This window comes from Streptomyces akebiae, from assembly GCF_019599145.1.
GTDB lineage: Bacteria > Actinomycetota > Actinomycetes > Streptomycetales > Streptomycetaceae > Streptomyces > Streptomyces akebiae.
The window spans coordinates 8,164,182-8,188,605 of sequence record NZ_CP080647.1; the positions used below are offsets into that span (position 1 = coordinate 8,164,182).

Annotated in this window: 19 protein-coding genes and 2 pseudogenes; 12 read left to right on the top strand and 9 right to left on the bottom strand. The window is 71.5% G+C overall.

Annotated features, from left to right (window positions below; genetic code table 11):
* Window positions 1-93: 93 nt before the first annotated feature.
* Entirely contained in the window at window positions 94-1,554 is a 1,461-nt protein-coding gene (der, locus tag K1J60_RS35390; protein WP_220649762.1) for a ribosome biogenesis GTPase Der, read from the top strand.
* A gap of 73 nt (window positions 1,555-1,627) precedes the next feature.
* Here the strand turns inward: der and K1J60_RS35395 are convergent, their stop codons facing one another.
* Together K1J60_RS35395 and K1J60_RS35400 are read right to left on the bottom strand one after the other, a co-directional pair.
* On the bottom strand, window positions 1,628-2,026 hold the full coding sequence (locus tag K1J60_RS35395) for a hypothetical protein (protein WP_220649763.1): 399 nt from the start codon (window positions 2,024-2,026) through the stop codon (window positions 1,628-1,630).
* Between the two features lie 142 nt (window positions 2,027-2,168).
* Entirely contained in the window at window positions 2,169-2,939 is a 771-nt protein-coding gene (locus tag K1J60_RS35400) for a hypothetical protein (protein ID WP_220649764.1), read from the bottom strand.
* Between the two features lie 534 nt (window positions 2,940-3,473).
* Between K1J60_RS35400 and K1J60_RS35405 the strand changes: the two genes are divergently transcribed.
* Window positions 3,474-4,151, top strand: coding sequence for a LysM peptidoglycan-binding domain-containing protein (locus K1J60_RS35405; protein ID WP_220649765.1), 678 nt, complete (start codon window positions 3,474-3,476; stop codon window positions 4,149-4,151).
* Between the two features lie 94 nt (window positions 4,152-4,245).
* Here the strand turns inward: K1J60_RS35405 and K1J60_RS35410 are convergent, their stop codons facing one another.
* From K1J60_RS35410 to K1J60_RS35420, 3 genes are read right to left on the bottom strand one after another with little or no spacing between them, the layout of a single operon-like run.
* Entirely contained in the window at window positions 4,246-4,887 is a 642-nt protein-coding gene (locus K1J60_RS35410) for an ATP-binding cassette domain-containing protein (RefSeq protein ID WP_220649766.1), read from the bottom strand.
* Window positions 4,884-7,775: an ABC transporter permease subunit gene (locus K1J60_RS35415; RefSeq protein ID WP_220649767.1), complete on the bottom strand. Its 2,892-nt coding sequence runs from the start codon at window positions 7,773-7,775 to the stop codon at window positions 4,884-4,886. The genes K1J60_RS35410 and K1J60_RS35415 overlap by 4 nt, the downstream gene beginning before the upstream one ends.
* Entirely contained in the window at window positions 7,775-8,263 is a 489-nt protein-coding gene (locus K1J60_RS35420; RefSeq protein WP_220649768.1) for a hypothetical protein, read from the bottom strand. Before K1J60_RS35420 ends, K1J60_RS35415 begins: the two co-directional genes overlap by 1 nt.
* A 133-nt stretch (window positions 8,264-8,396) precedes the next feature.
* Here K1J60_RS35420 and K1J60_RS35425 point away from each other — a divergent pair, with 133 nt between their 5' ends.
* The 4 genes from K1J60_RS35425 (at window position 8,397) to K1J60_RS35440 (ending at window position 12,508) form a co-directional block, all read left to right on the top strand.
* Window positions 8,397-8,969: a hypothetical protein gene (locus K1J60_RS35425; RefSeq protein ID WP_220649769.1), complete on the top strand. Its 573-nt coding sequence runs from the start codon at window positions 8,397-8,399 to the stop codon at window positions 8,967-8,969.
* Window positions 8,944-10,236, top strand: a complete 1,293-nt coding sequence (locus K1J60_RS35430) for an ABC transporter substrate-binding protein (protein WP_220649770.1) — start codon at window positions 8,944-8,946, stop codon at window positions 10,234-10,236. The genes K1J60_RS35425 and K1J60_RS35430 overlap by 26 nt, the downstream gene beginning before the upstream one ends.
* 173 nt (window positions 10,237-10,409) lie before the next feature.
* Entirely contained in the window at window positions 10,410-11,672 is a 1,263-nt protein-coding gene (locus K1J60_RS35435) for a glycosyltransferase family 4 protein (RefSeq protein ID WP_220649771.1), read from the top strand.
* Window positions 11,672-12,508: a hypothetical protein gene (locus K1J60_RS35440; protein ID WP_220651853.1), complete on the top strand. Its 837-nt coding sequence runs from the start codon at window positions 11,672-11,674 to the stop codon at window positions 12,506-12,508. Before K1J60_RS35435 ends, K1J60_RS35440 begins: the two co-directional genes overlap by 1 nt.
* 198 nt (window positions 12,509-12,706) lie before the next feature.
* Here K1J60_RS35440 and ctaD read toward each other — a convergent pair whose 3' ends face one another.
* A complete protein-coding gene (ctaD, locus tag K1J60_RS35445) occupies window positions 12,707-14,437 on the bottom strand; it encodes an aa3-type cytochrome oxidase subunit I (RefSeq protein WP_220651854.1) in 1,731 nt (576 codons plus the stop codon).
* Between the two features lie 385 nt (window positions 14,438-14,822).
* Between ctaD and K1J60_RS35450 the strand changes: the two genes are divergently transcribed.
* Entirely contained in the window at window positions 14,823-15,038 is a 216-nt protein-coding gene (locus tag K1J60_RS35450) for an I78 family peptidase inhibitor (protein WP_220649772.1), read from the top strand.
* A gap of 105 nt (window positions 15,039-15,143) precedes the next feature.
* Here the strand turns inward: K1J60_RS35450 and K1J60_RS35455 are convergent, their stop codons facing one another.
* Together K1J60_RS35455 and K1J60_RS35460 are read right to left on the bottom strand one after the other, a co-directional pair.
* A complete protein-coding gene (locus K1J60_RS35455) occupies window positions 15,144-16,169 on the bottom strand; it encodes a phosphatase PAP2 family protein (protein ID WP_220649773.1) in 1,026 nt (341 codons plus the stop codon).
* A 238-nt stretch (window positions 16,170-16,407) separates the two neighbouring features.
* Complete coding sequence (locus tag K1J60_RS35460) at window positions 16,408-17,625, bottom strand: glycosyltransferase family 39 protein (protein WP_220649774.1); 1,218 nt, start codon at window positions 17,623-17,625, stop codon at window positions 16,408-16,410.
* Window positions 17,626-17,951: 326 nt separating this feature from the next.
* Between K1J60_RS35460 and K1J60_RS35465 the strand changes: the two genes are divergently transcribed.
* Together K1J60_RS35465 and K1J60_RS35470 are read left to right on the top strand one after the other, a co-directional pair.
* Complete coding sequence (locus tag K1J60_RS35465) at window positions 17,952-19,562, top strand: MFS transporter (protein WP_220649775.1); 1,611 nt, start codon at window positions 17,952-17,954, stop codon at window positions 19,560-19,562.
* Window positions 19,563-19,654: 92 nt separating this feature from the next.
* A complete protein-coding gene (locus tag K1J60_RS35470; protein ID WP_220649776.1) occupies window positions 19,655-20,824 on the top strand; it encodes an acyl-CoA dehydrogenase family protein in 1,170 nt (389 codons plus the stop codon).
* A gap of 53 nt (window positions 20,825-20,877) precedes the next feature.
* On the opposite strand, the gene K1J60_RS35475 is transcribed toward K1J60_RS35470, so the two are convergent.
* Entirely contained in the window at window positions 20,878-21,321 is a 444-nt protein-coding gene (locus K1J60_RS35475) for a cell division protein SepF (RefSeq protein ID WP_220649777.1), read from the bottom strand.
* 303 nt (window positions 21,322-21,624) lie between these two features.
* Between K1J60_RS35475 and K1J60_RS35480 the strand changes: the two genes are divergently transcribed.
* The 3 genes and pseudogenes from K1J60_RS35480 to K1J60_RS46295 all read left to right on the top strand — a co-directional run.
* Complete coding sequence (locus K1J60_RS35480; protein ID WP_220649778.1) at window positions 21,625-22,866, top strand: DUF5685 family protein; 1,242 nt, start codon at window positions 21,625-21,627, stop codon at window positions 22,864-22,866.
* 397 nt (window positions 22,867-23,263) lie between these two features.
* A pseudogene (locus K1J60_RS35485) lies at window positions 23,264-23,833 on the top strand (FAD/NAD(P)-binding protein); the annotation flags it as partial.
* Window positions 23,833-24,000: pseudogene (locus K1J60_RS46295) on the top strand (LLM class flavin-dependent oxidoreductase); the annotation flags it as partial. The pseudogenes K1J60_RS35485 and K1J60_RS46295, both read left to right, overlap by 1 nt.
* Window positions 24,001-24,424 lie beyond the last annotated feature (424 nt).

Here is a 24,424-nt window from a genome sequence, read left to right on the forward strand (position 1 = left end):
ATCGGGCGCTGGGCGACACTGAGTAGTGGACCAGCCGGCCGACGAGCCGGACGCTCCACCGATCACCACGATGAACTACGAGGTACGGACTTCATGAACGACCAGTTTCCCTCCGAGCACGAGCACGGAGAGCTTGGCGACGCCGAGTACGCGGAGTTCATGGAGCTCGCCGCGGAAGAGGGCTTCGACATCGAGGACGTCGAGGGCGCGATCGAGGAGGCGGGCCACGGCCCGCTGCCCGTCCTCGCCGTCGTCGGCCGCCCGAACGTGGGCAAGTCGACCCTCGTGAACCGCATCATCGGCCGCCGCGAGGCGGTCGTCGAGGACAAGCCCGGCGTCACCCGCGACCGTGTCACCTACGAGGCCGAGTGGGCGGGCCGCCGTTTCAAGGTCGTCGACACCGGCGGCTGGGAGCAGGACGTCCTCGGCATCGACGCCTCCGTCGCCGCCCAGGCCGAGTACGCCATCGAGGCCGCCGACGCCGTCGTCTTCGTCGTCGACGCCAAGGTCGGCGTCACCGACACCGACGAGGCGGTCGTCCGGCTGCTCCGCAAGGCCAACAAGCCCGTGGTGCTCTGCGCCAACAAGGTCGACGGCCCGAGCGGCGAGGCCGACGCGACCGCTCTGTGGTCCCTCGGCATCGGCGAGCCGCACCCGGTCTCCTCCCTGCACGGCCGCGGCACCGGCGACATGCTGGACGCCGTACTGGAGGCCCTTCCGGAGGCGCCCGAGCAGACCTTCGGCACGGCGGTCGGCGGCCCGCGCCGTATCGCCCTGATCGGCCGCCCGAACGTCGGCAAGTCCTCCCTCCTGAACAAGGTGGCGAACGAGGAGCGCGTCGTCGTCAACGAACTCGCGGGCACCACCCGTGACCCGGTCGACGAGCTGATCGAACTCGGCGGTGTCGTCTGGAAGTTCGTCGACACGGCGGGCATCCGCAAGCGCGTCCACCTCCAGCAGGGCGCCGACTACTACGCCTCGCTGCGCACCGCGGCGGCCGTCGAGAAGGCGGAGGTGGCGGTCATCCTCATCGACGCCTCCGAGTCCATCTCCGTGCAGGACCAGCGCATCGTGACGATGGCCGTGGAGGCCGGCCGTGCGATGGTCATCGCCTACAACAAGTGGGACACCCTCGACGAGGAGCGCCGCTACTACCTGGAGCGGGAGATCGAGACCGAGTTCGGTCAGGTGGCCTGGGCGCCCCGGGTCAATGTCTCGGCACGCACCGGCCGCCACATGGAGAAGCTGGTCCCCGCGATCGAGACGGCCCTCGCGGGCTGGGAGACCCGGGTTCCGACCGGCAGGCTGAACGCCTTCCTCGGTGAGCTGGTCGCCGCCCACCCGCACCCGATCCGGGGCGGCAAGCAGCCCCGCATCCTCTTCGGCACCCAGGCCGGCACCAAGCCGCCGCGTTTCGTCCTCTTCGCCTCCGGCTTCATCGAGGCGGGCTACCGCCGCTTCATCGAGCGCCGGCTGCGCGAGGAGTTCGGTTTCGAGGGCACCCCGATCCACATCTCGGTGCGGGTGCGCGAGAAGCGCGGCAAGAAGAAGTAGGCGACGCTCCCACGACACGAGGAGGCGGCCACCCGGTTCCGGGTGGCCGCCTCCTCGTGTGCTGCGCTCCGCTTCAATGACCTCTGCGTGGACCCGGGGGCAGCGGGGACGGGATGTGGTGCATCCCCGTGTGCCCGGTGGGGATCCGCCCCACCGGCTGCCACACGGCCGTCGTCGTGGTCGTGTGACCGGGCTGGCTCTCGCGCTGGGTGGCCAGGTGTCCCGCCGCGTGCCGGGAGCCGTACGAGCCGGATGCGAACGACCCGGTGGCGAACGACCCGGTGGCGAACGACCCGGTGGCGCGCTGTCCGCCGGCGCCGTGCGACAGGCTCCCGAAACCTGTGAACCCCAGGTCCTCCTCCCCGTGCCGGTCGCCCGGCAGGGTGCGATAGGTCCTGACCCACTCCGCGTAGAGCGAGTCGTAGATGGGCGTGGCCGATGGCCCGCCCGACGGATCCTGATTCGGCCGCATGGACGGGATCGGCTGATAGGACTGGCGGCGAGGAGCGTCGTATGCGTGCACGTCTGTGCCAACGACCCCACAGCGGAAGAGATGCGCTCCCTCAACCATTCAGCCTCCGGCCCGGGTTGGCACGGCTCGCCGACCGGAGCGATCAGGTGCCGGCCAGCGGCAGCGTGGCCGCCACCAACTTCCCGTTCGCCGCCGCCTTGTCGAGCGCGTCCCGCAGCAGATCCTCCCGCGGCTGCCGCCCGATCGAGCCCACCGGGGCCGCGAACATCAGCACCTGCTGATGCTTGTTCGCGGCCGCCCGCCAGGCGTCGGCGACCTGCAGCGCCTGATGGGCCTGCCACCACGCGACCGGCGAACCACCGGAGGTGCCCGGCTGCAGGATGGCGTGCAGCTGCCCCATGGCGAGCAGCACGGACCACCCGTGCAGCACGGGAGGCACGGAGTCGATCTGGGGGAGCGGCATGAAGCCCTGCTCGATGAGCAGCGGCAGGAAGTCGTCGCCCGCGCCGGTCGTGCCCGGGCGTGCGATGGGGGCGGTCGGTTCGACGACCAGCGCCGGGTGCAGCTCGCCGCTGAGCAGGATCAGTCCGCTGGTGACCCCGAGCACGGCCTGCTCGGGCGCGGCCTGGGCCTGGCTGTCCCCGGCGATGGAACGGGCGGCGCCCTGCAGTTGCTCCTCGGTGACCTGGACGACCTGGGAGGGCAGACAGGTGGCGTGGGCGAAGGCGAGTACGGCTGTCTCGTCGCCGACGAAGAGGACGGTGCTGGTGCGCTCCTGCTCGGAGTCGCCGGGGGTGCGGCACGACGTGCAGTCGTAGCCGCCGGGGGCGTTCTCTCCGGCGAGCAGCCGGTCGGCCTCTTCGTCGCCGATCTCGGCGCGTACCTCGTCGCTGACCTCGAGCATGCGCGGCACGGGTGGCTCCTCGGGATGCGGTGCGTGTCGGTGCCGGGTGGCGCCCGGCCCATGAGCACGGAGGTTCCGGCTCATGCAGAAGACAACGGAGGATCTGTGGCCGGAGTCACGCCCGAGGACGAACGGAATCGAACCAACCGAAGCGCAGGGTGAATCCCTGGGCGGAATCGGTTACTCCGCGCCAACTTCCCGAGGGTCCGGCGAAGTTGGCCCGGTGAAGTGGGTCACAGGCCGTCGAGGTCACCGGCCGACATATCAGGAAATCAGGGAATGAAATGGGTGGCCTGAATTGGTTGCTACCCCGGGTAACGGTGAACTGGCCTCGCACGACAGGCGATTGCTTGCTGACACCCCGTCAACCTCCCTACATTCCCGGCCGTGTGCAACGAGCACCGCTCGGGTACGTCCGCCGGCCGCGCAGAGCCAGACAGCGCGCAGCACCACTCCGACGGACGGGGCGGAGCGCGACACCCGCGTCCATGCGCGGGAAGCGCCCCGCTCGGGGGGACCCCGGGTCCGTGGAGAGGGATCTTCATGTCCGAATGTGCCGATACCACGCGCGGCAGCGCCCTGAAGACGCGTACGACGGCGGTTCTCGCCGGGGCGGCACTGCTCGCCCCGCTCGGGCTCCTGGCCGTCACCGGTAGCGCCTCGGCGGCCGACAGCGGAGTGTGGGACCGCATCGCCAAGTGCGAGAGCGGCGGCAACTGGCACATCAACACCGGCAACGGCTACTACGGCGGTCTGCAGTTCGCCGCCTCGACCTGGCGTGCCTACGGTGGCACCGCCTACGCGGCCACCGCCGACAAGGCCTCCAGGGCCCAGCAGATCGCGATCGCCACGAAGGTCCAGCGCGCCCAGGGCTGGGGAGCGTGGCCCATCTGCTCCGGACGCGCCGGAGCGTCCGGCAGCGCGCCCGCCGCGCCCTCCACCGGATCGGCCTCCGCCGGGTCCGCCGGGTCCACCGGATCTGCCACGGCTTCCGGGGCCGGGAAGTCCGCCAAGTCGGCGCCCCCGAAGGCGCCGTCGCGCTCCGCCGGTCACCCGGACCGCAGCGCCTCCCGCGGCGACTACACCGTCCGGCAGGGTGACTCCCTGAGTGGCATCGCCGCCCGGCACGGGACCACCTGGCGTCAGGTCTACGCCGCCAACAAGGACGTGATCGGCGGCGACCCCGACCTGATCGTCCCCGGGCAGCGTCTCGACCTCTGACCCGTGCGCCCTGCCCGCTGACCGCCGTGCCCGCGGCTCCGGCGGCGAGGTCCCACCCGGCACATCGGCCGGGTGGGACCCGCGCCGTGCGGCGTCAGGCGAGCTCGACCGCCTCCCCGCCGAACACCAGTGCCCCGCGCCGGAGTTCGTACACGAGGACACCCGGTACCCCGCGCAACCCCGGCGGCAGGCGCTGCTCGGCGACGACCACGCAGGCGTCGAGGCCGCCCAGCAGTTCGTACGTGCGGGCCGCGACCGCGGGCGACATGCCCTGGGCGGGTTCGTCGACGAGCACGACACGCGACCGGGCCGACAGGACCCTGGACAGGGCGAGCATCCGCTGCTCGCCGCCGGAGAGGGTGCCCGCGCGGCGGGGGAGCAGGGGTTCGAGCGCCGGATAGGCGTCCAGGGCGCGGGAGAGGTCGGAGGTGGCGAGTTCGAGGTTCTCGCGCACGGTGAGGGCGCCGAAGACGGCCCGTCGTTCCGGTACGAGGACCAGGCCCCGCCGGGCGCGCTCGTACGCGGGCGTCCTGGTGATGTCCGCCCCGTCCCACACCACGGCGCCCCCGTGGAGCGGGACCGTGCCGGCGAGGGCCCGCAGCGCGGTCGTGCGACCGGAGCCGTTGCGGCCCAGCAGCACGGTGAGGCCGGGGCCGGGGGCCGCGAGGGTGAGGCCGTGCAGGGCCTCCAGGGGGCCGTAGCGGACGCGGGCGCGGCGCAGGGAGATGAGAGTCATCGTCCGGCCTCCGGGCCGAGGACGTGGTCGGCAGGGCCGGAGGTGACGATGCGGCCCGCGGCCATGACGTGGACGACGTCGGCGAGTTCCGCGACGAGGTCGAGGTCGTGCTCGACGACGAGCAGGGCCGTGCCGTCGTCGGCGAGTGCGCGCAACACGCGGGTGAGGGCGGCCACCTCGGCCGAGTCGAGACCGGCGGAGGGCTCGTCGAGCAGCAGTACGCGGGGGCTGCCCGCGAGCGCCCGCGCCAGCTCGACCCGCCGCAGCGTCCCGGTCGGCAGCCCGGCCGCCGGTGCGCTCCGCACGGCCCCGTCCAGCGCGAACAGCCGCAATGCCCGCTCCACGGCCCCGGGATCGGCGACCCGTCCCTGCTCGGCGCCGACGCGCACGTTGTCCGCCACGCTCATCGACGGGAAGACCGCCAGCTGTTGGAACGTCCGTGCGATGCCGAGCCGGGTACGGGCGTGCGCGGGCAACCGGGTGATGTCCCGCTCGCCGAGGCGCACCTGCCCGGCGTCGGGCCGCAGCGTTCCGGCGAGACAGTGGAAGAGGGTGCTCTTCCCGGCGCCGTTGGGGCCCACGACCGCGCTGACCCGTCCCGGCAGGACGTCGAGGTCGACATCGTCGAGGGCGGTGAACTCGCCGTAGCGGAGCCGGAGGCGGCGGGCTCGGAGGGAGGGGGCGGTGGCGGTGGCGGTGCCGACGGTGACGCCTTTGCCTGTGCCTGTGCCTGTGCCTGTGCCTGTGCCTGTGCCGGTAGCGGTGCCGGTGCCCGTGCCCGTGCCCGTGCCCGTGCCCGTGCCGGTGCGGGCATCGGTGTCGCCGGCGACGTGGGCGTCCGTGTCGGGCCCGAGCGGCTGGGGCGTGGCCTTCGCGGGCGTGCCCCTCCCGGCGTCCGGCTCGTGTCCGCCCGTTTGGGTTCTCGTGGTTCCCCTGCCCGGTACCTCCCGCACGCTCGTCCCGACCCTTGTCCCCGGCTTCCGGGCCCCTCCGCGCGCACCCACCGGCCCCCTCCGCCCCACGTCGGCCGACGCCCCCGCCCGCACCCGTTCCCGGGCGCGTGCCCCCGCCGGTGTCAGCTCGTGTCGGGCCCCGTGCAGCAGCCGTGCGAACCCCGTCCGCACCGCCTCGTAGGGGCCGCCGGGGAAGCGGCCGACCAGGACCGCCAGGACGCCGACGACCACGGTGGCCACGCCGCCCTCGGTACCCGCGTCCAGGCCCACCAGCAGGGCGGCCGCCGCGAGGGCGCCGAGGGAGCTGTCGGCGCCGAGGACGACGATCGCGGCGAACCAGAGGAGGCTGCGGACGGGGTCGTAGGCGGCGGGATCGAAGGCGCGGACACCCATCGCGAGCATGCCGCCGCCGAGCGCGGCGAGGGCGGCACCCGTGACGAACGCCGCGAGTTTCAGCGACGGGACCCGCACGCCCGCCGCCGACGCCCCCGACTCGTGGTCCCGCACGGCGGCGAGCGCTCTGCCCGTGCGGCCCCGGCGCAGTGCGTGGGTGGCCAGGAGCGCCAGGCACAGCAGTCCCAACTCCAGGATGTAGTACGCCCGGTCGCCCTCGAAGCCCGGCGGACGCGAGAGGCTGAGGCCGGAGGTCGCGTACGGCTGGGCGAAGACGAATCGGCTCACGCCGACACCCACGGCGAACGTGGCCAGCGCCAGTGCCAGGCCGTGGCGGTGGATGGCGGGCCAGCCGGTGAGCAGGCCGAGGGGGGCCACCAGGAGGACGGCCACCAGGAGGGCGGCCGGGGCGGGGAGGTCGGGGAGGAGCGGGAAGCGGCCCGCCGCCAGGAGGGCCGTGAACAGGGCGCCCAGACCCGCGTAGGCGGCCTGGCCCAGGGAGATCTGCCCGCCTCTGCCCGTCACCACCACCAGGGAGAGCAGGACCACGCCCAGCGCCGGCACCTGCACGGCCGTGTGCAGGTCCTGGCCCGCGAAGCCCAGCGGGATCAGGAACAGCAGGAGGGCCACGGTCCACGCGCCGGCGGGTGTGCCGACCCGCGCGGTCGCCGTGCGGGGCAGCGCGTCGCGGTCGCCCACACCCGGCAGGACCAGGGCCGCCACGAGAAGGGCGACCACGAAGAGGTTGGCGCCCACGGCCTGGAGCAACGGTTCCGCCCAGCCCGACGGGTGGAGCCGGGTCAGCTGACTCTGCGCGACCGCGACGCCCAGGGCGACCAGCACGGCCACCGGAAGGCTCCGCATCCGGGCGGCGACCGCCACGGCCACGACCTCCATCACCAGCAGCGGCATGCCGTACGGGTCGAGGCGTACGTACGGGGCCAGCAGGACGCCGGTGAGGCCCGCCGTGAACGAGCCGAACGCCCAGCCCGCGGCGGCGACCCGGTCCGCGTCGATGCCGCCGAGCACGGCGAGGGAGCGGTCGTCGACGACGGCGCGCAGCTCCCGGCCGAAGCGCGTCCAGCGCGTGACCGCGCCCACGGCGACCGCGACGGCCACGACCACGGCCAGCTGGCCCCACGGATCGGCGGCGAGCAGTGTCGGGGCGTCGTCCCGCGCCCCCTGCCCCCACAGCAGCGCGGTCCCGCCGACGAGGAGGACGAAGACGCCGATGGAGGCGACGAGGGTCTGTGCCGGGTCACCGCCGAGCACGGCGAGCGGGCGGAAGACGAAGCGTTCCAGGACCAGGCCGATCGAGGGGGCCACCACCAGCAGGGTCACCACCGCACCCGGCCAGAGGGGCCACCCCCACTCCACGGTGAACTGGCGCAGCAGATACGCGCACACCACGGCGATCGCCCCGTGTGCGAAGTTCAGCACGCCGGTCGCGCGGTAGGTCACGATCAGGCCGATTCCGGTGAGGGCCGCCGCGCTGCCGACCGACAGCCCGGCCAGCGTGAGGTCGTACGTCAGCGACGCCATCAGCCCTCCGTGAGGTCGCCTCGGGAGGGGGCCTCACAGATCGGGCACGGTCGCAGTTCGCCGCTGTCGAGCACCCGGGAGTCCACCGGCACCGCTTCCGCCTTCCCGGCCACCAGCGGACAGTCGGCGCGGTGCCAGAGGGTGCCGCCGGGCACCATCAGCAGGGTGCCGCTGGTGGCGAGGGGTCCGGCCGGCGCCTGCGCGGACGCCGCGTCGTCGGCGGGCTCGGCGGCGACCAGGAGGCCGTACAACGCCTCGACCCGCGAGGCGGCCAGGGCGTTCCTGCCGTGGGCGAGGAGGACCGCGCCCGCGACGATCAGCGCGGCACCGGGGATCGTGCAGGAGGCCAGGTAGGGGAGCTGTCGTTCGGCGAAGCGCTCGCCGGAGACGCCGTACCAGCCGACGACGCACAGCACCGCGCCGCCGGCGAGCGCGGCCCAGCCGGCCCAGAGGACGGGGTGCGCGGTCCGCGGTCGGGCTGTCCGCATCCGGGGCATCCGGGGCTCCCCACACGTCGTGTGTCTGTCCATCACAGCCGATGGCTTGCACTATGCCTTCTGCAAGCTGACCCTGAAAGAACCGGGCGCATGCCGCCCGGACCGACACCCGGTGGTGAGCCAGATGGTTCTCGGGAGCGACCTCAGGCGGGCGAACGGACGCGGGTCCGGGGCGGCGGGACGGGGAACGGCCCTGGCGGCCGCCCTGGTCCTCCTCCTCGCCCCGGCCCTCGCGGCGTGCAGCGACGACAGCGGTGGCGGCGGCGACAGCCCCCCGCCCACCCCCTCCGTGGAACGGACGACGAGCGAACCCGCCGAGGACACCGCGAGCGCGCCCGCGGACACGGCGGCGGCCGAGGAGGAGATCAAGAAGAACTGGAAGGCGTTCTTCGACCCGGCCACCTCCACCGAGGAGAAACAGGCCGTTCTGGAGAACGGCGACGAGATGGGACCGGTCCTCGCGGCGTTCAGCGGTGACGAGCGCGGCGGGCAGGTCGAGGCGGAGGTCCGGAAGGTCGAGTTCACCTCCGCGACCGGCGCCGACGTCACGTACACCCTGCTCCTGGAGGGCGCCACGGCACTGCCGGACGCGGCGGGCACGGCCGTCGAGCAGGACGGCACCTGGAAGGTGTCCGTCAAGACCCTGTGCGGGCTGGTCGCGCTGAGCGGCGATGCGACACCGGGCCCGGGCTGCTGAGACGGCCGCCGCGGGCCTGCTGCTCCTGCTGGTCACGGCCTGCGGCAGCCGGCTCCCGGAGAGCGACTTCGAGCGGGGCGGTGCCACGCCCGCCCCGCCGAGCCGTGAGCCGCTGCGCGTCGGGATCATCACCAGCGTCACCAGCCCGGTCGGCGGCACGGCGTTCACCGGGCCGCGCGACGGCGCGAAGGCCTACTTCGCCGCGCTCAACGCCCGTGGCGGCGTCGACGGCCGTCGCGTCGAGGTGCGGGAGTGCGACGACGGGGGCAGCGGTGTCGGCAACAACGAGTGCGTGCACCGGCTCGTCGAGGAGGACGGCGTGGTGGCGCTGGTCGCCACCACCGCCCTCGACTACGCGGGCGCCGCCCGGGTCGCACGCGCGCGCGTGCCCGACATCGGGGGCCAGCCCATCGGTCCGGCGTACGACACGTACCCGTATCTGTACAGCGTCTACGGCAGCCTCGCGCCCCGGGACGGCACGACAGGCTGGGACGGGAAGCAGTACGGCGGCACCGAGGTCTACCGCTACTTCAAGCGCGAGCATGGAGCCCGTACCGCCGCCGTGGTCTCGTACAACCAGTCGGCGTCGGCCGCGTACGCCCGCCTGGTGGTCCAGGGGTTGAGGGCCGAGGGATACGAAGTGGTCACCGAGCAGGTCGACTTCGCGCTGCCCAACTTCCGCGCGGCCGCCGCCGACATCAAGGAGCAGGGCGCCGATCTGGTCTTCGACGCCATCGACGGCCACGGCAACGCCCGGCTCTGCCAGGCGATGGACGACGTGGGCGCCGACGTCACCGCCAAGGTCACCAACGTCCAGAACTGGAGCTCCACGGTCGCCGAGGACTACGAGGACGCCCCACGCTGCCGCAACGCCCTGTGGGCCACCGGCTCCAGCCGCAACCACGCGGACGTCGGCGACGCGGCCGTACGGGAGTTCCGGGACGCGACGAAGAGCCTGAAGACGCACTCCCAGTGGCAGTTGGAGGGCTGGGCGGCCGCGATGTGGTTCACGGACGCGGCGAGATCGTGCGTGGGGAGCGCGGAGGGCGTCACGCGCGCGTGCGTCGACCGGTTCATGAACCGCGACGAGCCCTACAGCGCCGACGGACTGCTCGTCCCCGTCCGCTTCGAGCGACTCGCCGAGCCGCCGAAGACGCGCCGGACCTGTGTGTCGGTGGCCCGTTGGCGGGACGGGAAGGGGTGGGTGAGCCAGGGCGACATGAACGACACCTGCTTCCACGTTCCGCAACTGCCCTACAGGCCCTGATGCGTCGCGAGGCGAACAGGTTGCCTCGTCCGGCTATCGATCGGACAACCGTTCAAAAACAAGTTGATGATGAAGTCCAACCATTCCCCGGGATGCCGGGTCTCACCGTATGGCGCTGGACCAGCAGCGCCATTGACGGATGACCAGGAAAAACCAGAGGGCTCGGGGGACGCATGCAGATTTCATTCCTCATACACAACGCGTACGGGATCGGGGGAACGATCCGGACGACGTACAACCTTGCGAACGCTCTGGCCGAACAGCACGACGTGGAGATCGTCTCCGTCTTCCGCCACCGTGACGAGCCGGTCTTCCACATCGATCCGAGGGTCCGGCTGCGCGGCCTCGTCGACATCCGGGAGGGCGGCGCCGACAAGGGTCACGCCGACCTGGAGCGCCCCGCCAAGGTCTTCCCGCGCGCCGAGGGCCGCTACGGTCAGTACAGCGTCATGACCGACCGGCGCATCGCCGAGCACCTCGCCTCGGTCGACGCCGACGTCCTGGTCGGCACCCGGCCCGGACTGAACGTGCACATGGCCCGGCAGACCCGCCGCGGCCCGATCCGCGTCGGCCAGGAGCACCTCACGCTCGACAGCCACTCCCCGGCCCTGCGCGCCACCCTGCGCGGCGTCTACCCGAGGCTCGACGCCCTCACCACGACCACCGAGGCCGACGCGCGCGCGTACGGCTCGAAGATGCGGTTGCCCGGCGTCCACCTCCAGGCCGTGCCGAACCCGGTGCCCGCCCCGGGCATCGACCCGGCGGACGGCACCGGCAAATGGGTCGTCGCCGCCGGGCGACTCGCCCCCGTCAAGCGGTACGACCTGCTCATCAAGGCCTTCGACAAGGTGCGCGAGGAGCGGCCCGACTGGCGCCTGCGGATCTACGGCGGCGGCAAACAGAAGGACAAACTCCGCGCCCTCGTCGACAAGTTGGGTCTCTACAACCACGTCTATCTGATGGGCCCCGCCAACCCCATCGAGCCCGAGTGGGCCAAGGGCTCCCTCGCCGCCGTCACCTCCAGCCTGGAGTCGTTCGGCATGACGATCGTCGAGGCCATGCGCTGCGGTCTTCCCGTGGTCTCCACCAACTGCCCGCACGGCCCCGGCGAGATCATCGACGACGGCGTCGACGGCCGCCTGGTCAAGGTCGGCAGCGTCAAGGCGATCGCCGACGGTCTCCTGGAACTCATCAACGACGACGACAGGCGTCAGCAGATGGCGGCGGCCGCGCTCAAGGACTCCGAGCGCTTCGACCCGTCCCGCATCGCCGAGCGCTACGAGACGCTCTTCGGCGACCTGGTCGCCCGCGGCGGCGCCTCCTCGGTGGGCCGGATGCGCGGCTCACTGCACCGCACCCGTGGCGCCCTGCTCGGCAGCGCGTACGCCGTTCGGGATGCCGGACGTTCCGCCTTCAAGAAGGGGCGCACCGCATGATGACGCTGGCTCCGCGGCAGCCCACGCACCGCGACGACCAGGAGGACAGGACCACGACTCCCCGCACCGACTGCGTCGCCGACTTCGCGGGCGGCCTGACCTTCGAGGTGCCCGACCGCGGCGAGTCCGGCCCCGCCCACCTGCTCCTCGTCCTCCGCGACGGCGACCAGAAGGTGCGTCTGCCGCTCACCCCGGCCGGCGACGGCCTTCTGAGGGCCGCGCTGCCGAGCAGCGTGGACGTCCCCGAGGGCTTCTGGGACGTGTACCTCCAGACGGCCGAGGGCGAGCCGCGACGCCTGTCCCCGGGCGTCAACGACCTGCGCTCCCTCGTCGACCGTGTCCCCGCCGCGTCCTCCGAGCGGATCGTCGTCCGCATCCCGTACGGCACCAAGCACGGCAACCTCACCATCCGCAGTTGGGAGCGCTCCCCGCACGCCGAGGCCGGCGAACTCCACATCGGCGACGGCCGGCTGGAGGTGACCGCCCGGCTGTACGGCACCGAGCCCACGTCCGGCGCCTACGTCGAACTCACCGACCAGAACGGGGTGCTGAACGCCGTACGGACCGACCTCACCGCGCACGACGACGGGGGCGAGGTCCGCTTCACCGTGGCCTACGGCGAGCTGCGGCCCGGCCACTGGGACCTGTGGCTGCGGCCCCGGGGCGAGAGCGGCCCGCAGGTGCGGATCGCTCGGCTGCTCGACGACGTCGTCGACAAGCACCCGGTCTTCGTCTACCCCCGGAGCCGGGCCGAGTCCGGGCACGGCCCGGTGGAGGGTGAGCCGTACTACACGGCCCACAACGACCTGTCCGTCACGGTGGTCGCCGTCGACTGAGCCGGACGGCGGACCCGGACGCCGAAAGCCGGACACCGGCCACCAGACGCCGGACACCGAACGCCTTCGGTCGCCGCCCTCCTCGGCGGTCGAGGACACACCCTGTCCTCGACCGCCGCTGCCCGCCGCGCCCGCGAACGCCCGCCGGGACGCCGCGCGGGTCGAGTCGGGTCGAACCGGAGGGGCTGACCGGGACGATCAGGACCCTTCGGGACCGCCTGTCGGCCGCTCCTGACCGAACCGTGGGTGCGGTGTCCGCTCCTGGCCCTTCCGGGTCTGCGGCGGTGTGATCGCCGCGAACCTCGGGTGGTGCAGGTCGAAGGCCGGGGACTCCGAGCGCACCCGGGGCAGCGTCACGAAGTTGTGGCGCGGCGGCGGGCACGAGGTCGCCCACTCCAGCGACCGGCCGTAGCCCCACGGGTCGTCGACGTCGACCCGCACGCCGTACCGGGAGGTCTTCCAGACGTTGTAGAGGAACGGCAGCGTGGACAACCCCAGCAGGAAGGAGCCGATCGTCGAGACCGTGTTGAGGGCGGTGAACCCGTCGGCGGCCAGATAGTCCGCGTACCGCCGGGGCATGCCCTCGGCGCCCAGCCAGTGCTGCACCAGGAACGTGGTGTGGAACCCGACGAAGAGCGTCCAGAAGTGGATCTTGCCGAGCCGTTCGTCGAGCATCTTCCCGGTGAACTTCGGCCACCAGAAGGAGAACCCGGCGAAGGTCGCGAAGACGACCGTGCCGAAGACGACGTAGTGGAAGTGCGCGACCACGAAGTAGGAGTCGGTGACGTGGAAGTCCATGGGCGGCGAGGCCAGGATGACCCCGGTGAGCCCGCCGAGGAGGAACGACACCAGGAAGCCGGTCGCCCACAGCATCGGTGTCTCGAACGACAGTGAGCCCTTCAGCATCGTCCCGGTCCAGTTGAAGAACTTCACCCCCGTCGGCACGGCGATCAGGAAGCTCATGAACGAGAAGAACGGCAGCAGCACCGCGCCTGTGGCGAACATGTGGTGCGCCCACACCACGACCGAGAGCCCGGTGATCGCCATCGTGGCCCCGACCAGTGTCAGATAGCCGAAGATCGGCTTGCGGCTGAAGACCGGGATGATCTCCGTGATGATCCCGAAGAAGGGCAGGGCGATGATGTAGACCTCCGGGTGGCCGAAGAACCAGAACAGGTGCTGCCACAGCAGCGCGCCGCCGTTGGCCGCGTCGAAGACCTGCGAGCCGAACCGTCGGTCCGCCTCCAGGACCAGCAGCGCCGCGGCGAGCACCGGGAACGCCATCAGGATCAGGATCGACGTGAACAGCGTGTTCCAGGTGAAGATCGGCATCCGGAACATCGTCATGCCGGGGGCACGCATCCCGATGATGGTGGTCAGGAAGTTCACCGCGCCGAGGATCGTGCCGAACCCGGCCAGCGCCAGGCCCATGATCCACATGTCGGCTCCGATCCCCGGCGACCGTTCCAGACTGTTCAGCGGCGCGTAGGCGAACCACCCGAAGTCGGCGGGCCCCGAAGGCACCAGCAGCGAGCCCATCACGATCAGTCCGCCGAACAGGAACAGCCAGTACGACAGCATGTTCAGCCGGGGGAAGGCGACATCGGGCGCGCCGATCTGGAGCGGCATGATCTCGTTGGCGAACCCGGCGAAGGTCGGTGTCGCGAAGAGCAGCAGCATGATCGTGCCGTGCAGGGTGAACAACTGGTTGAACTGCGTGTTGTCCACGATCTGGGTGCCAGGTCGGGCCAGCTCGGCGCGCATCACCAGCGCCATCAGACCGGCGGCCAGGAAGAACAGGAAGGACGTGACCAGGTACAGATGGCCGATCTTCTTGTGGTCGGTCGTGGTCAGCCAGTCGACCACCACGCGTCCCGGTTTCCTGGTCCGTACGGGTCGTGCCGGTGCCTGTACGGCCTCGGTCCCCATCGCTCGCCCCTTCGCTGCCGCGTCCTGGGCCCGTGATGCACGCACGCCATGATGCTCGTGTCCCCGGCTCGCTCCGACAGGGGGCGTACGGGGGAAGTGTGTGGGAACCGTGCATTTCCCATGAGTCGGGGCTTCCGGGAGCCGTCCGGGAATCGGTGGGAAAAGGCCGGACACGCGCCGGACGCACACGGCCCCGGACATGCTTTCCGACGGGCTATTCGCGATGGTGTCGAAGCGGTCGGGAATTACGTTCACCAGCACGCGGAAGGCGTAAGGAACCGCTCGTACGTGTGACTGGGTTGGGCCGAAACGGGTGTCGTGGTTCTGTGACAGAAGCGTGACTGCGGGGGGACAGCGGGGCCTCCGTCCGCCTACCGTGGCGGTCATGGCACCCTTTCCCACCCCTTCCGAAGAGCCCCGGGACGACCCCGACGCCTACGTCGGTCTGGAGGCGCAGCAGGCCGAGCGCCGCGCCGCGGAACGCGGCTGGTCCACGGTCAGAAAGCTGCCGCCGGGCGCGATCATCACCATGGAGTACCGCTTCGGCCGGCTGAATCTGGAGGTCGAGGACGGCCGGGTGAAACGAGCCTGGAAGGGCTGAACCCGAGCGCCGGCGGTCGAGGACGGCGAAGGCCCGGCTCCGAAGGGAGCCGGGCCTTCGCCGTGCGGGGCATGGGCTGTGCGTACCGGGCCCCGCTGTCTCGTGTCAGCCGCCTCCGACCGGTCGGGCCGAGGTCGCGTTGCGCGCCACCCGGTCCGCGTGGGGCGGCCTACGGGTGCCGAGCGGGGTCACCGGGGTCCGCTCCGACCTGGTCAGATGCGGGCCGGGGGCCAGGTGCAGCGGCACGATCGGGGGGTGGGCGGCGCGGGCCGCGATGCCGGTCTCCCGGGCGCTCGCGGGCTCCTCGTCGGGCGCGCGCAGCGGGGCCGTGCCCACGGCGGGCGTCGGCGCGGATACCGGCGTGGGCGCCGTACGACGGTCGCGCCAGGCGTCCCGCAGCGAGAACAGCCCGACCTCCGCGCGGGCGATCAGCGGCTCGAACCAGGGCAGCGCCAGCATGATCAGCAGGCCGGCGGCCCAGCCCAGCAGGACGTCGCTCAACCAGTGCGTACCGAGGTAGACCGTGGTGAGACCGACGCCGAGCGAGATCACGGCGGACAGTGCGGACAGCCAGCGCCTGGCCCTCGGCGTCGACGCCAGATAGGCCAGGATGCCCCAGGTCACCACGGCGTTGGCGGTGTGTCCCGAAGGGAATATGTCGCCGCCCAGCCACATCTCGTTGGAGCCGATCTCGGTGGCGTAGTGGGGACCGAGCCGGCCCATGCCGAGCTTGGCGGCGCCGACGGTGATGTTCAGCAGCAGCAGCGACACGCCGAGGGCGAGCATCGGTCGCAGGGTGTGCTGTCTCCAGGAGCGCCAGCCCAGCCAGGCGGCGACCATCACGGCGGTGGGGCCGCGCTGGCCCAGGACGACGTAGTAGTCCAGGAAGGCGTGGATCTGCTGCCACTGCTGGTACGGCCGGAAGAACATGATCTGCCAGTCGAGCCGGACCAGCCAGGACGTGATGACGACGGCCCACACGATGGCGACGTAGAAGGCCAGGGTGGAGGCGAACAGCACCACCCGGTGGCGGGTCATCACCGGTACATCGATGTGGGTCGGCCGTTCCGGCTCACGGTCCAGCCTTGAGAAGACCCGGTCCAGACGGGTCGGCTTTAGTTCGGTACGCACTCAATCGACGTTACAGCGAGTGAGCTCCGACGCGGCGTGAATCACCGGCTTTGTGATGACGCCGTGATGTGGGATTCATCTCAGAATGATGTTTATTTCTGCTGAATGATGAATCGTTGCGCCACTCGGCCTTCAATTCCATGGCCCAATACTGAGCAGTCGTTTTGTGGCCCTTTTGAATTCGTTCACCCATTGCTCGCACGGAATTGCCCCGCCGCTCGCTGTCCGTCGCCGCCGGTCACGGCGGACCGGAACCATTCAGCCAGAACGCCCCGTAGACCGCCGACACCACCGCGACACCGCCGAGAACCGTGGCTGACCTGGGCGTACGCGTGTCGGCGAGAGTGCGCGCGAGAGGCAGCAGCAGGGGGAAGGCCGGCATCAGCAGCCGGGGCTTCGAGCCGAAGTAGCTCGACGCGCACAGCGCCAGCGCGGTGACGACCCCCGCGTAGACCAGCAGCGGGAGCGGCTGTCCCTGACGTAGACAGACCGCGTACAGCCAAATGATCGACGCCACTGCGATGATCAGCCCGACACCCGCCAGGGCCGACGGGAACGACGTGAACTTGTCGGCGACGAATCGCGCGAAGGCGTAGCCGCCGTCGAAGCCGTTGCGCCACCCCGCCTGGACGTCGAGATAGCCGAGCGGGCCCCTGCCCGTGCGACCGCCGACCCACAGGACATAGCCGACGGCACCCAGAGGCGCGAGGAGCATCCCGAGCGCGCGCGGCCACGAACGAGCGCCGCCCCATGACTCCGCACTCCGGTTTCGTACGAACGGGGGACGGGGGGTGGCGACTCCGGTGCGCGGGAGGGCGGACCGCCGCTCCCGTACGTACGACACGATCGCCGCCGCCCACACCGCCGCCACCACCGCGAGCCCCACGGGCCGGGTCAGCCCGGCGAGCGCCGCGAGGAGGCCCGCGGCCACCCAGCGGCCGGTGAGGACGGCGTACAGCGACCACGCGGCCAGCGCGGTGAACAGGGACTCCGTGTACGCCATCGACTGCACGACCCCGACCGGCAGCACGGCCCACAACAGCACCGCGCACACCCCGACCCGGCGCCCGTACACCCGGTCCGCGACCGCGAAGATCCCCCAGGCCGCCGCGAGCGAGGCGAGGGTGCCGACGACGAGACCGGCGTGGGCGTACGACAGCGGGGTCACCGCGGACACCGCCCGCTCCAACCAGGGCAGCAGCGGGAAGAAGGCCAGGTTCGAGTGGATGTCGCCGTTCGGCAGCCGCACCTCGTAGCCGTAGCCGAGCTCGGCGACCCGGGTGTACCAGAGCGAGTCCCAGCGGGCCGACAGCAGCGTCAGGGCACTCGTGTCGCGCGCCGCGCTCCACACGGCGAGGACGACGAGGCCGAGGACGCGCACGGCCGCGTACCCGAGGAGCGCGGGGGCGGCCCGCCTCAGGAGGGGCGCCGCCGGGCGCGTGGCGAGATCGGTCACGCGCTCGATTATCGACGGCGCCAGGAACCGGCCGGGACGCCATCACGTGGTGCTCCGTGATGGACCGTGACCGAGGAACCACGGACGAGTGATGAAGGAGCCATGAAGGACCGGTGGACGGCCCGGCGCGTGGCGTATGCCACACGTCACATGAGGGTTCCATGAGACACCCACCACGTTCCACTGGCGGGAACTCGCGTACGCTGACGGCTCGCTCGCCTTTCGTTGCGCGGGCCCGGGACACCGCTCCTCCCGGGCCGTGACCGCCGGGGACTCCCCATCCCGCCGGTTCCGCCGGACGCGAGAGAATTCTGGGAGGTACGTACATGTCCGGGACGCCCACGGCCGCCGCACCGCGCCGTCGGGACGCCGGGGCCGGTGCACACCGCTGGGTCGTCCTCGTGGTCCTCTGCGTCAGCCTGCTGCTCGTCGCCGTCGACGCCACCGTGCTGCACGTGGCGGTGCCCGCCGTCACCGAGGACATCAAGCCGAGCGCCATGGAGCTGCTCTGGATCGTCGACGTCTACCCGCTGGTCTGCGCCTCCCTGCTGATCCTCTTCGGCACGCTCGGCGACCGGGTCGGCCGCAGACGGATCCTCCTCCTCGGCTACGCCCTCTTCGGCGTCGCCTCCGCCCTCGCCGCCTGCGCCGACAGTCCCCAGGTGCTGATCGCCGCCCGCGCCCTGCTCGGCGTCGGCGGCGCGATGATCATGCCCGCCACGCTGTCGATCCTGCGGCAGGTCTTTCCCGACCGCCGCGAACGGGCGCTCGCCATCGGCATCTGGAGCGCGGTCGCCGCCGTGGGCGCGGCCGTCGGACCCCTCCTCGGCGGGTTCCTGCTGGAGCACTTCTGGTGGGGCTCGGTCTTCCTCGTCAACATCCCGCTGATGCTGGTCAGCCTGCCGATCGGACGTCTGCTGCTCCCCGAGTCGACGGGCGACCGCGACGGCCCCTGGGACGTGGTGGGTGCCCTGATGGCCGCGGTCGGTCTCTTCGGCGTCGTCTTCGGTGTCAAGCGGCTCGGCGGCGGCCACCCGCCGCTCGACCCGGGCACCGCGCTCGCGCTCCTCGGCGGCGGCGCCCTGCTGATCGCGTTCGTACGACGCCAGCGGCGCCGGAAGCATCCACTGGTCGACCTGCGGATGTTCGCGCGGCCCGCCTTCAGCACCTCCGTCGGCTGCATCGTCCTCGCGATGCTCGCGCTGGTGGGGCTCGAACTGATCGCCGCGCAGTATCTGCAACTGGTCCTCGGTCTGTCCCCGCTGGAGACGGGGCTGCGACTGCTGCCGCTGACCGTCGCCGCGATGGCCGCCGGACTCGTCGGCTCCCACCTGCTGCACCGCTTCGGGCCGCGCCGCATGGTGTCCCTCGGCTTCTGCCTCACCGCCTTCGCGGTCGTGCTGCTGACCGCGATGGGACGCCACGACAACGCGGGGCTGCTGCTCGCCGGGTTCGTGCTGCTGGGCTTCGGCCTGGAGACGACCCTGTTCGGGGCGTACGAGTCGATGCTGAGCGAGGCGCCCGCGTCGTCGGCGGGCGGGGCGGCGGCGATCGGTGAGACCTCCTACCAGCTCGGCGCCGGCATCGGGATCGCGCTCCTCGGCAGTGTGATGAACGCGGCGTACGCGCCCGGGTTGTCGTCGGTGCCGGGGGTGCCCGGTTCGGCCTCCCAGGCCGCAGGGCACTCGCTGGGCGAGGCGTACGAGGTCGCCGACCGGTTGGGTGGCTCCTCGGGTGAGGCCCTGCGGCAGGCCGCCCGCGACTCCTTCGTCCACGGGCTGCACGTGACGCTGCTGGTGAGCGCGGCGCTGCTCGTCCTCGGCGCGGTGATGGCCCTGCGGCTGCCCCGGGGCATGGAGTGCTCGGGCCCGGCGGAGGTGCCGGGACCGCGGGAGGCTTCCGGGGCGACGCCGGCGCGCGCGGAGTCGCTGCGCTGAGCCGCGCTCGGCTGTGCCGAGGGGCTGGGCCCCGTGCGACGAGTGGGTACGGTGGTTAGCGTCGCTAGTTTTGTGAGCCGGAGGTGCACCCCATGAGCTTCGACCCCACCGATCTCCTCGGTCTCGACGATCTGCTCGACCCCGAGGATCTCGCCGTGCGGGACACCGTGCGCAGTTGGGCGAGGGACCGGGTGCTGCCGTATGTGGCCGAATGGTACGAGCGGGGGGAACTGTCCCAGATCCGTGAGCTGGCGCGCGAGTTGGGGGCGATCGGGGCCCTCGGGATGTCGCTGCGGGGATACGGGTGCGCGGGTGCCGGCGCGGTGCAGTACGGGCTCGCCTGTCTGGAGCTGGAGGCCGCGGACTCGGGGATCCGGTCGCTCGTGTCCGTGCAGGGGTCGCTCGCGATGTACGCGATCCACCGGTTCGGCAGCGAGGAGCAGCGGCAGACCTGGCTGCCGCGCATGGCCTCCGGTGAGGTCATCGGATGCTTCGGGCTGACCGAACCCGACCACGGGTCCGACCCGGCGTCGATGCGTACGTTCGCCAAGAGGGACGGCTCCGACTGGGTCCTCACCGGGCGGAAGATGTGGATCACCAACGGGTCCGTCGCCGGGGTCGCCGTGGTGTGGGCGCAGACCGAGGAGGGGGTGCGGGGCTTCGTCGTGCCCACCGACACGGACGGTTTCTCCGCGCCGGAGATCAAGCACAAGTGGTCCCTGCGTGCCTCCGTCACCAGTGAACTCGTCCTGGACGACGTGCGGTTGCCCGCCGACGCCGTACTGCCGGACGTAACCGGGCTGAAAGGCCCGCTGAGTTGTCTTTCGCACGCCCGCTACGGAATCGTGTGGGGCTCGATGGGTGCCGCGCGGACCTGTTTCGAGGCGGCCGTCGAATACGCGAAGACACGGGAGCAGTTCGGGAAGCCGATCGGGGCATTCCAGCTCACCCAGGCCAAACTCGCCGACATGGCGGTCGAGTTGCACAAGGGGATTCTGCTCGCCCACCATCTGGGGCGGCGGATGGACGCGGGACGGCTCCGTCCCGAGCAGATCAGCTTCGGCAAGCTGAACAACGTCCGTGAGGCGATCGAGATCTGCCGTACCGCCCGCACGATTCTCGGCGCGAACGGGATCTCCCTGGAGTACCCGGTGATGCGGCACGCGACGAACCTGGAGTCCGTGCTCACCTACGAGGGCACCGTCGAGATGCACCAACTGGTGCTGGGCAAGGCGCTCACCGGTCTTGACGCCTTCCGGTGAGCCGCGTCGGGTGACCCGGACACCGCAAGGACGGGCCGGCGAGCGGCCCTGCCTCAGCTCTGGTTGAAGAAGCCGTCCACCGGACGGCTCGCGACCTCGCCGCTGACGATCTCCGTGTCGGCGGGGGTCAGCAGGAACACGCGGTTCGACACGCGCTCGATCGATCCGCGCAGACCGAAGATCAGACCGGCCGCGAAGTCGACGACACGCTTGGCGTCGGCGGGCTCCATGTTCGTGAGGTTCATGATCACCGGGACGCCGTCCCGGAAGAGCTCGCCGATGTGCCGGGCGTCACGGAAGCTGTCCGGCGTGACCGTGCCGATCCGGCGGCCGTGCTCATGCGCAGACTCGGACGCGACCTTGACACGAGGGTCGGTGACCCAGGCCTCGCCGGAGCCGGACTCCCGCTCATCGGCGTAGTCGTCGTCGTAGTAACGCTCGTCATCGTTGTCGTCGACGAGGCCAAGCCAGGCACTCGCCTTGCGCACCGATCCCATGGACGCCTCCTCTCGCAGCGGTCTTTCGTGCTTTCCGCATCCCTATCGTCGTCCATGATGCGGATGTCTCGCCAAGTGGATAGACGCCGCACGGGGGTTTCGTGACGGTACTGGTGCAGAACGAATTCGTCGAGAGTCCATGTGCCCCAAGGGCTCCGCTGTACACACTCGCTGACAGGGAGTGAAATAATATTGTTCACGGCGTTTGGGTGAGTCCTACTGCGTCCGGGTGAACGTTCCGGCAGCTACGATGCGGCGACGCCGACAGGCGTGCGGAGGCACCGGGAGACACGGGGGAGTGTCGTGTTCGGAATAGTGAGGCCCTGTAGCCATCGGCTGGGCGAGGGGCTGCGGACGCAGTGGATGGCGCATCTGTGCGGGCTCTGTCTCGCGCTGCGCGGAGATCACGGGCAGTTCGCTCGAATCGTCACCAATTATGACGGTTTGCTGGTCTCGGTTCTGACGGAGGCTCAGGCCGAGCGCGGCACCGACTGGCGGCGTACCGCCGGGCCCTGTCCGCTGCGCGGGATGCGTACCGCCTCCGTCGCACAGGGCGAGGGCGCGCGGCTCGCCGCCGCCGTCTCCCTGGTGCTCGCCTCTGCCAAGGTGCGTGACCATGTCGCCGATGGGGATGGACTGCTCGCGCGCAAGCCGGTGGCGCACGCCGCGCGCCGGATCGCGACGAACTGGGGGCGCGCGGGGGCGCGTACGGGATCGGACATCGGGTTCGACACGGCGGTGCTGGTCGACGCCGTGGACCGCCAGCTCGGTATCGAGGCGCTCGCCGGTCCCGGCACCCCGCTGCTGACGGTCACCGAACCGACCGAGACGGCGACCGCGGCGGCGTTCGCGCACACCGCGATCCTGGCCGGTCGGCCGGGCAACGCCGAACCGCTCGCCGAGGCGGGACGCCTCTTCGGGCGGCTCGCCCATCTGCTGGACGCGGTGGAGGACCGGGCCGCCGACGCCGCCGCCGGCGCGTGGAACCCGCTGACCGCCACGGGCACCTCCCTCACCGAGGCCCGACGGCTTGCCGACGACGCCCTGCACGGCATCCGCCTCGCCCTGCGCGAGGCCGATTTCGTGGACGGCAAGCTGGCCCATCTGCTTCTCGTCCACGAACTGCGCAGGTCGGTGGAGCGCGCGTTCGGAACCGTGCCGGTGTGCTCGGCGCATCAGCAGGGCGGGGCGCATCAGCAGGGCGGGGCGCCGATGCCGGGCAATCCGTACGCGGGCGGCGCCGGTGACCCGTACGCCGGGGGCGGGGGGAATCCGTACGTCGGCGGTGGAGGGAATCCGTTCGGTGGTGGTGGCGCGGGCTACGGCGGTGGCGGGGGCGGTGGTTTCGGTGGGGCGCCCGCGCCGCAGCCGCCGCGGCGGCGCGGGTTCTGGGCGGGGTGCGGGATGTTCACGCTGCTGTGCTGCACCTGTCAGATGTGTTGCGCGAAGGAGTACGAGGGCCCCTGGTCCCGGAAGAAGCGCGAGGGCATCTGCCGGGACTGCGACTGCTGCGACGCATGCGAGTGCTGTGGCTGTGACTGCTGAGAGGACAGCCGCGCGGGACCGGGCAACAGGGGAACGCGAGGGGAGGGGCGCGTGTGCGAAGGCCGAGGGAAAAACGCGAACGGCGCCCCTCGGAACCGGGGCGCGCAGTGGGGCTCAGCTCAACAGGAGGAGGACCACACTCGACCGAAGTCGATGTGGGAGCGCTTGACCAGCCACTGCTGCGGATGCATGGGCCAAGTGGAACAGGCATCCGAAGACGCGTCAACCGACTTGAGACGTGGGGCTCATAGTTCGGACACCCTTGACAGTGAAGGGGAAAGGCCGCCGTACTCTCGGCGCAGACCGCTGCTGAGGGGCTCGGTCGCCCGCGTCCGTGTCACCGGACGCGCTCGTGTGAAGGCACCCGTGTTCGACTCGGATTCACGGAGCCTTTCGCATGCCGTCTGCCTCTTCCTCCCACCCCTCTCACCCCTCTCATCCCTCCCTGTCCTTCTTGCGCCCGTCCCTGGTGATCGTCGGGGCCGGGCCCCGCGGCACCGGGCTGGTCGAGCGGATCGCCGCCAACGCCGGTGCGCTCTACGCGGGCGCGGGCTTCGGCATCCATCTCGTCGATCCCCATCCGCCGGGCGCCGGGCGTATCTGGCGTGCGGAGCAGTCGCCGTTGCCGTGGATGAACTCGTGGGCCGAGGACGTCACGATGTTCACCGACGAGACGGTGAGCATGGCGGGGCCCGTACGGGAGGGGTCCACCCTGCATGAGTGGGCGGGCCTCGACGGGCGGGTCTTCCCGGACCGGCGGACCCAGGGCGAGTATCTGCGCTGGGTGCACGAGAGCGCGGTGGCCGACCTGCCCGAGGAGGTCACCGTCCACCATCATCCGCGGCGGGCGCTACGGGTGACCGGTCTGCCCGAAGGGCGTCAGCAGGTGTGGCTGGAGGGGCGCCCCCGTCCGCTGGACGCGGACCTCGTCGTCTTCGCGCTCGGCCATCTTGACGCCGAACTCGAGTCCCCGTCGAGCCGCGCCGTGACCTGGAGCGACTCGTCAACGGGACGGTGGCGCTGCTCCAGCACCGGGGACTGTTCCGCACCTTCTACCCGGGCAGCACGCTCCGCGAGCACCTGGGCCTCGACCGGCCCGCCCACCGGCCCGTCGTGACAGGGGGAGCGTCATGACACACCGCCGCACGGGAGCGGCTTGCCAAGTACGGGCCGTGCTCGAGGCCTTCCAAGACCCCGGGTGGCGGAACCGAACGGCCGAACGGCCCAACGCATCATTTCCGGACACCCCCGGGCGGTGGACCCTGGTACTCCGACCGGGCGCCTCGGGCGGTGGCCTCCACCGCGGCCGACGATAGTGGTGATCGTAGCTTCCGGGCCCTGCGGCCTGCTCCGACGACCCGTCAGCCGATCCCTCCGGGAGCCGATAAGGATTCACACAGAACCCGCACATATGGCCTGGTGGGATCAACTGGCATGGAGGGCGCGCCAGTTGGATTCCGAGAGGCCGAAAGGCACCCTTGCGTGGGTCGGCGGTACGGCCGAATACTTCCCCCCAGCGCCTTGTCAGGGACACGGCGTGTCCGGAATCCGGACCGAC

Excerpts from the sequence above, each read along its gene's own strand:
- der (WP_220649762.1), top strand. The coding sequence starts at position 94 with ATGAACGACCAGTTTCCCTCCGAGCACGAGCACGGAGAGCTTGGCGAC.
- K1J60_RS35395 (WP_220649763.1), bottom strand. The coding sequence starts at position 2,026 with ATGCGGCCGAATCAGGATCCGTCGGGCGGGCCATCGGCCACGCCCATC.
- K1J60_RS35405 (WP_220649765.1), top strand. The coding sequence starts at position 3,474 with ATGTCCGAATGTGCCGATACCACGCGCGGCAGCGCCCTGAAGACGCGT.
- K1J60_RS35410 (WP_220649766.1), bottom strand. The coding sequence starts at position 4,887 with ATGACTCTCATCTCCCTGCGCCGCGCCCGCGTCCGCTACGGCCCCCTG.
- K1J60_RS35415 (WP_220649767.1), bottom strand. The coding sequence starts at position 7,775 with ATGGCGTCGCTGACGTACGACCTCACGCTGGCCGGGCTGTCGGTCGGC.
- K1J60_RS35420 (WP_220649768.1), bottom strand. The coding sequence starts at position 8,263 with ATGCGGACAGCCCGACCGCGGACCGCGCACCCCGTCCTCTGGGCCGGC.
- K1J60_RS35425 (WP_220649769.1), top strand. The coding sequence starts at position 8,397 with ATGGTTCTCGGGAGCGACCTCAGGCGGGCGAACGGACGCGGGTCCGGG.
- K1J60_RS35430 (WP_220649770.1), top strand. The coding sequence starts at position 8,944 with ATGCGACACCGGGCCCGGGCTGCTGAGACGGCCGCCGCGGGCCTGCTG.
- K1J60_RS35435 (WP_220649771.1), top strand. The coding sequence starts at position 10,410 with ATGCAGATTTCATTCCTCATACACAACGCGTACGGGATCGGGGGAACG.
- K1J60_RS35440 (WP_220651853.1), top strand. The coding sequence starts at position 11,672 with ATGACGCTGGCTCCGCGGCAGCCCACGCACCGCGACGACCAGGAGGAC.
- ctaD (WP_220651854.1), bottom strand. The coding sequence starts at position 14,437 with ATGGGGACCGAGGCCGTACAGGCACCGGCACGACCCGTACGGACCAGG.
- K1J60_RS35450 (WP_220649772.1), top strand. The coding sequence starts at position 14,823 with ATGGCACCCTTTCCCACCCCTTCCGAAGAGCCCCGGGACGACCCCGAC.
- K1J60_RS35465 (WP_220649775.1), top strand. The coding sequence starts at position 17,952 with ATGTCCGGGACGCCCACGGCCGCCGCACCGCGCCGTCGGGACGCCGGG.
- K1J60_RS35470 (WP_220649776.1), top strand. The coding sequence starts at position 19,655 with ATGAGCTTCGACCCCACCGATCTCCTCGGTCTCGACGATCTGCTCGAC.
- K1J60_RS35475 (WP_220649777.1), bottom strand. The coding sequence starts at position 21,321 with ATGGGATCGGTGCGCAAGGCGAGTGCCTGGCTTGGCCTCGTCGACGAC.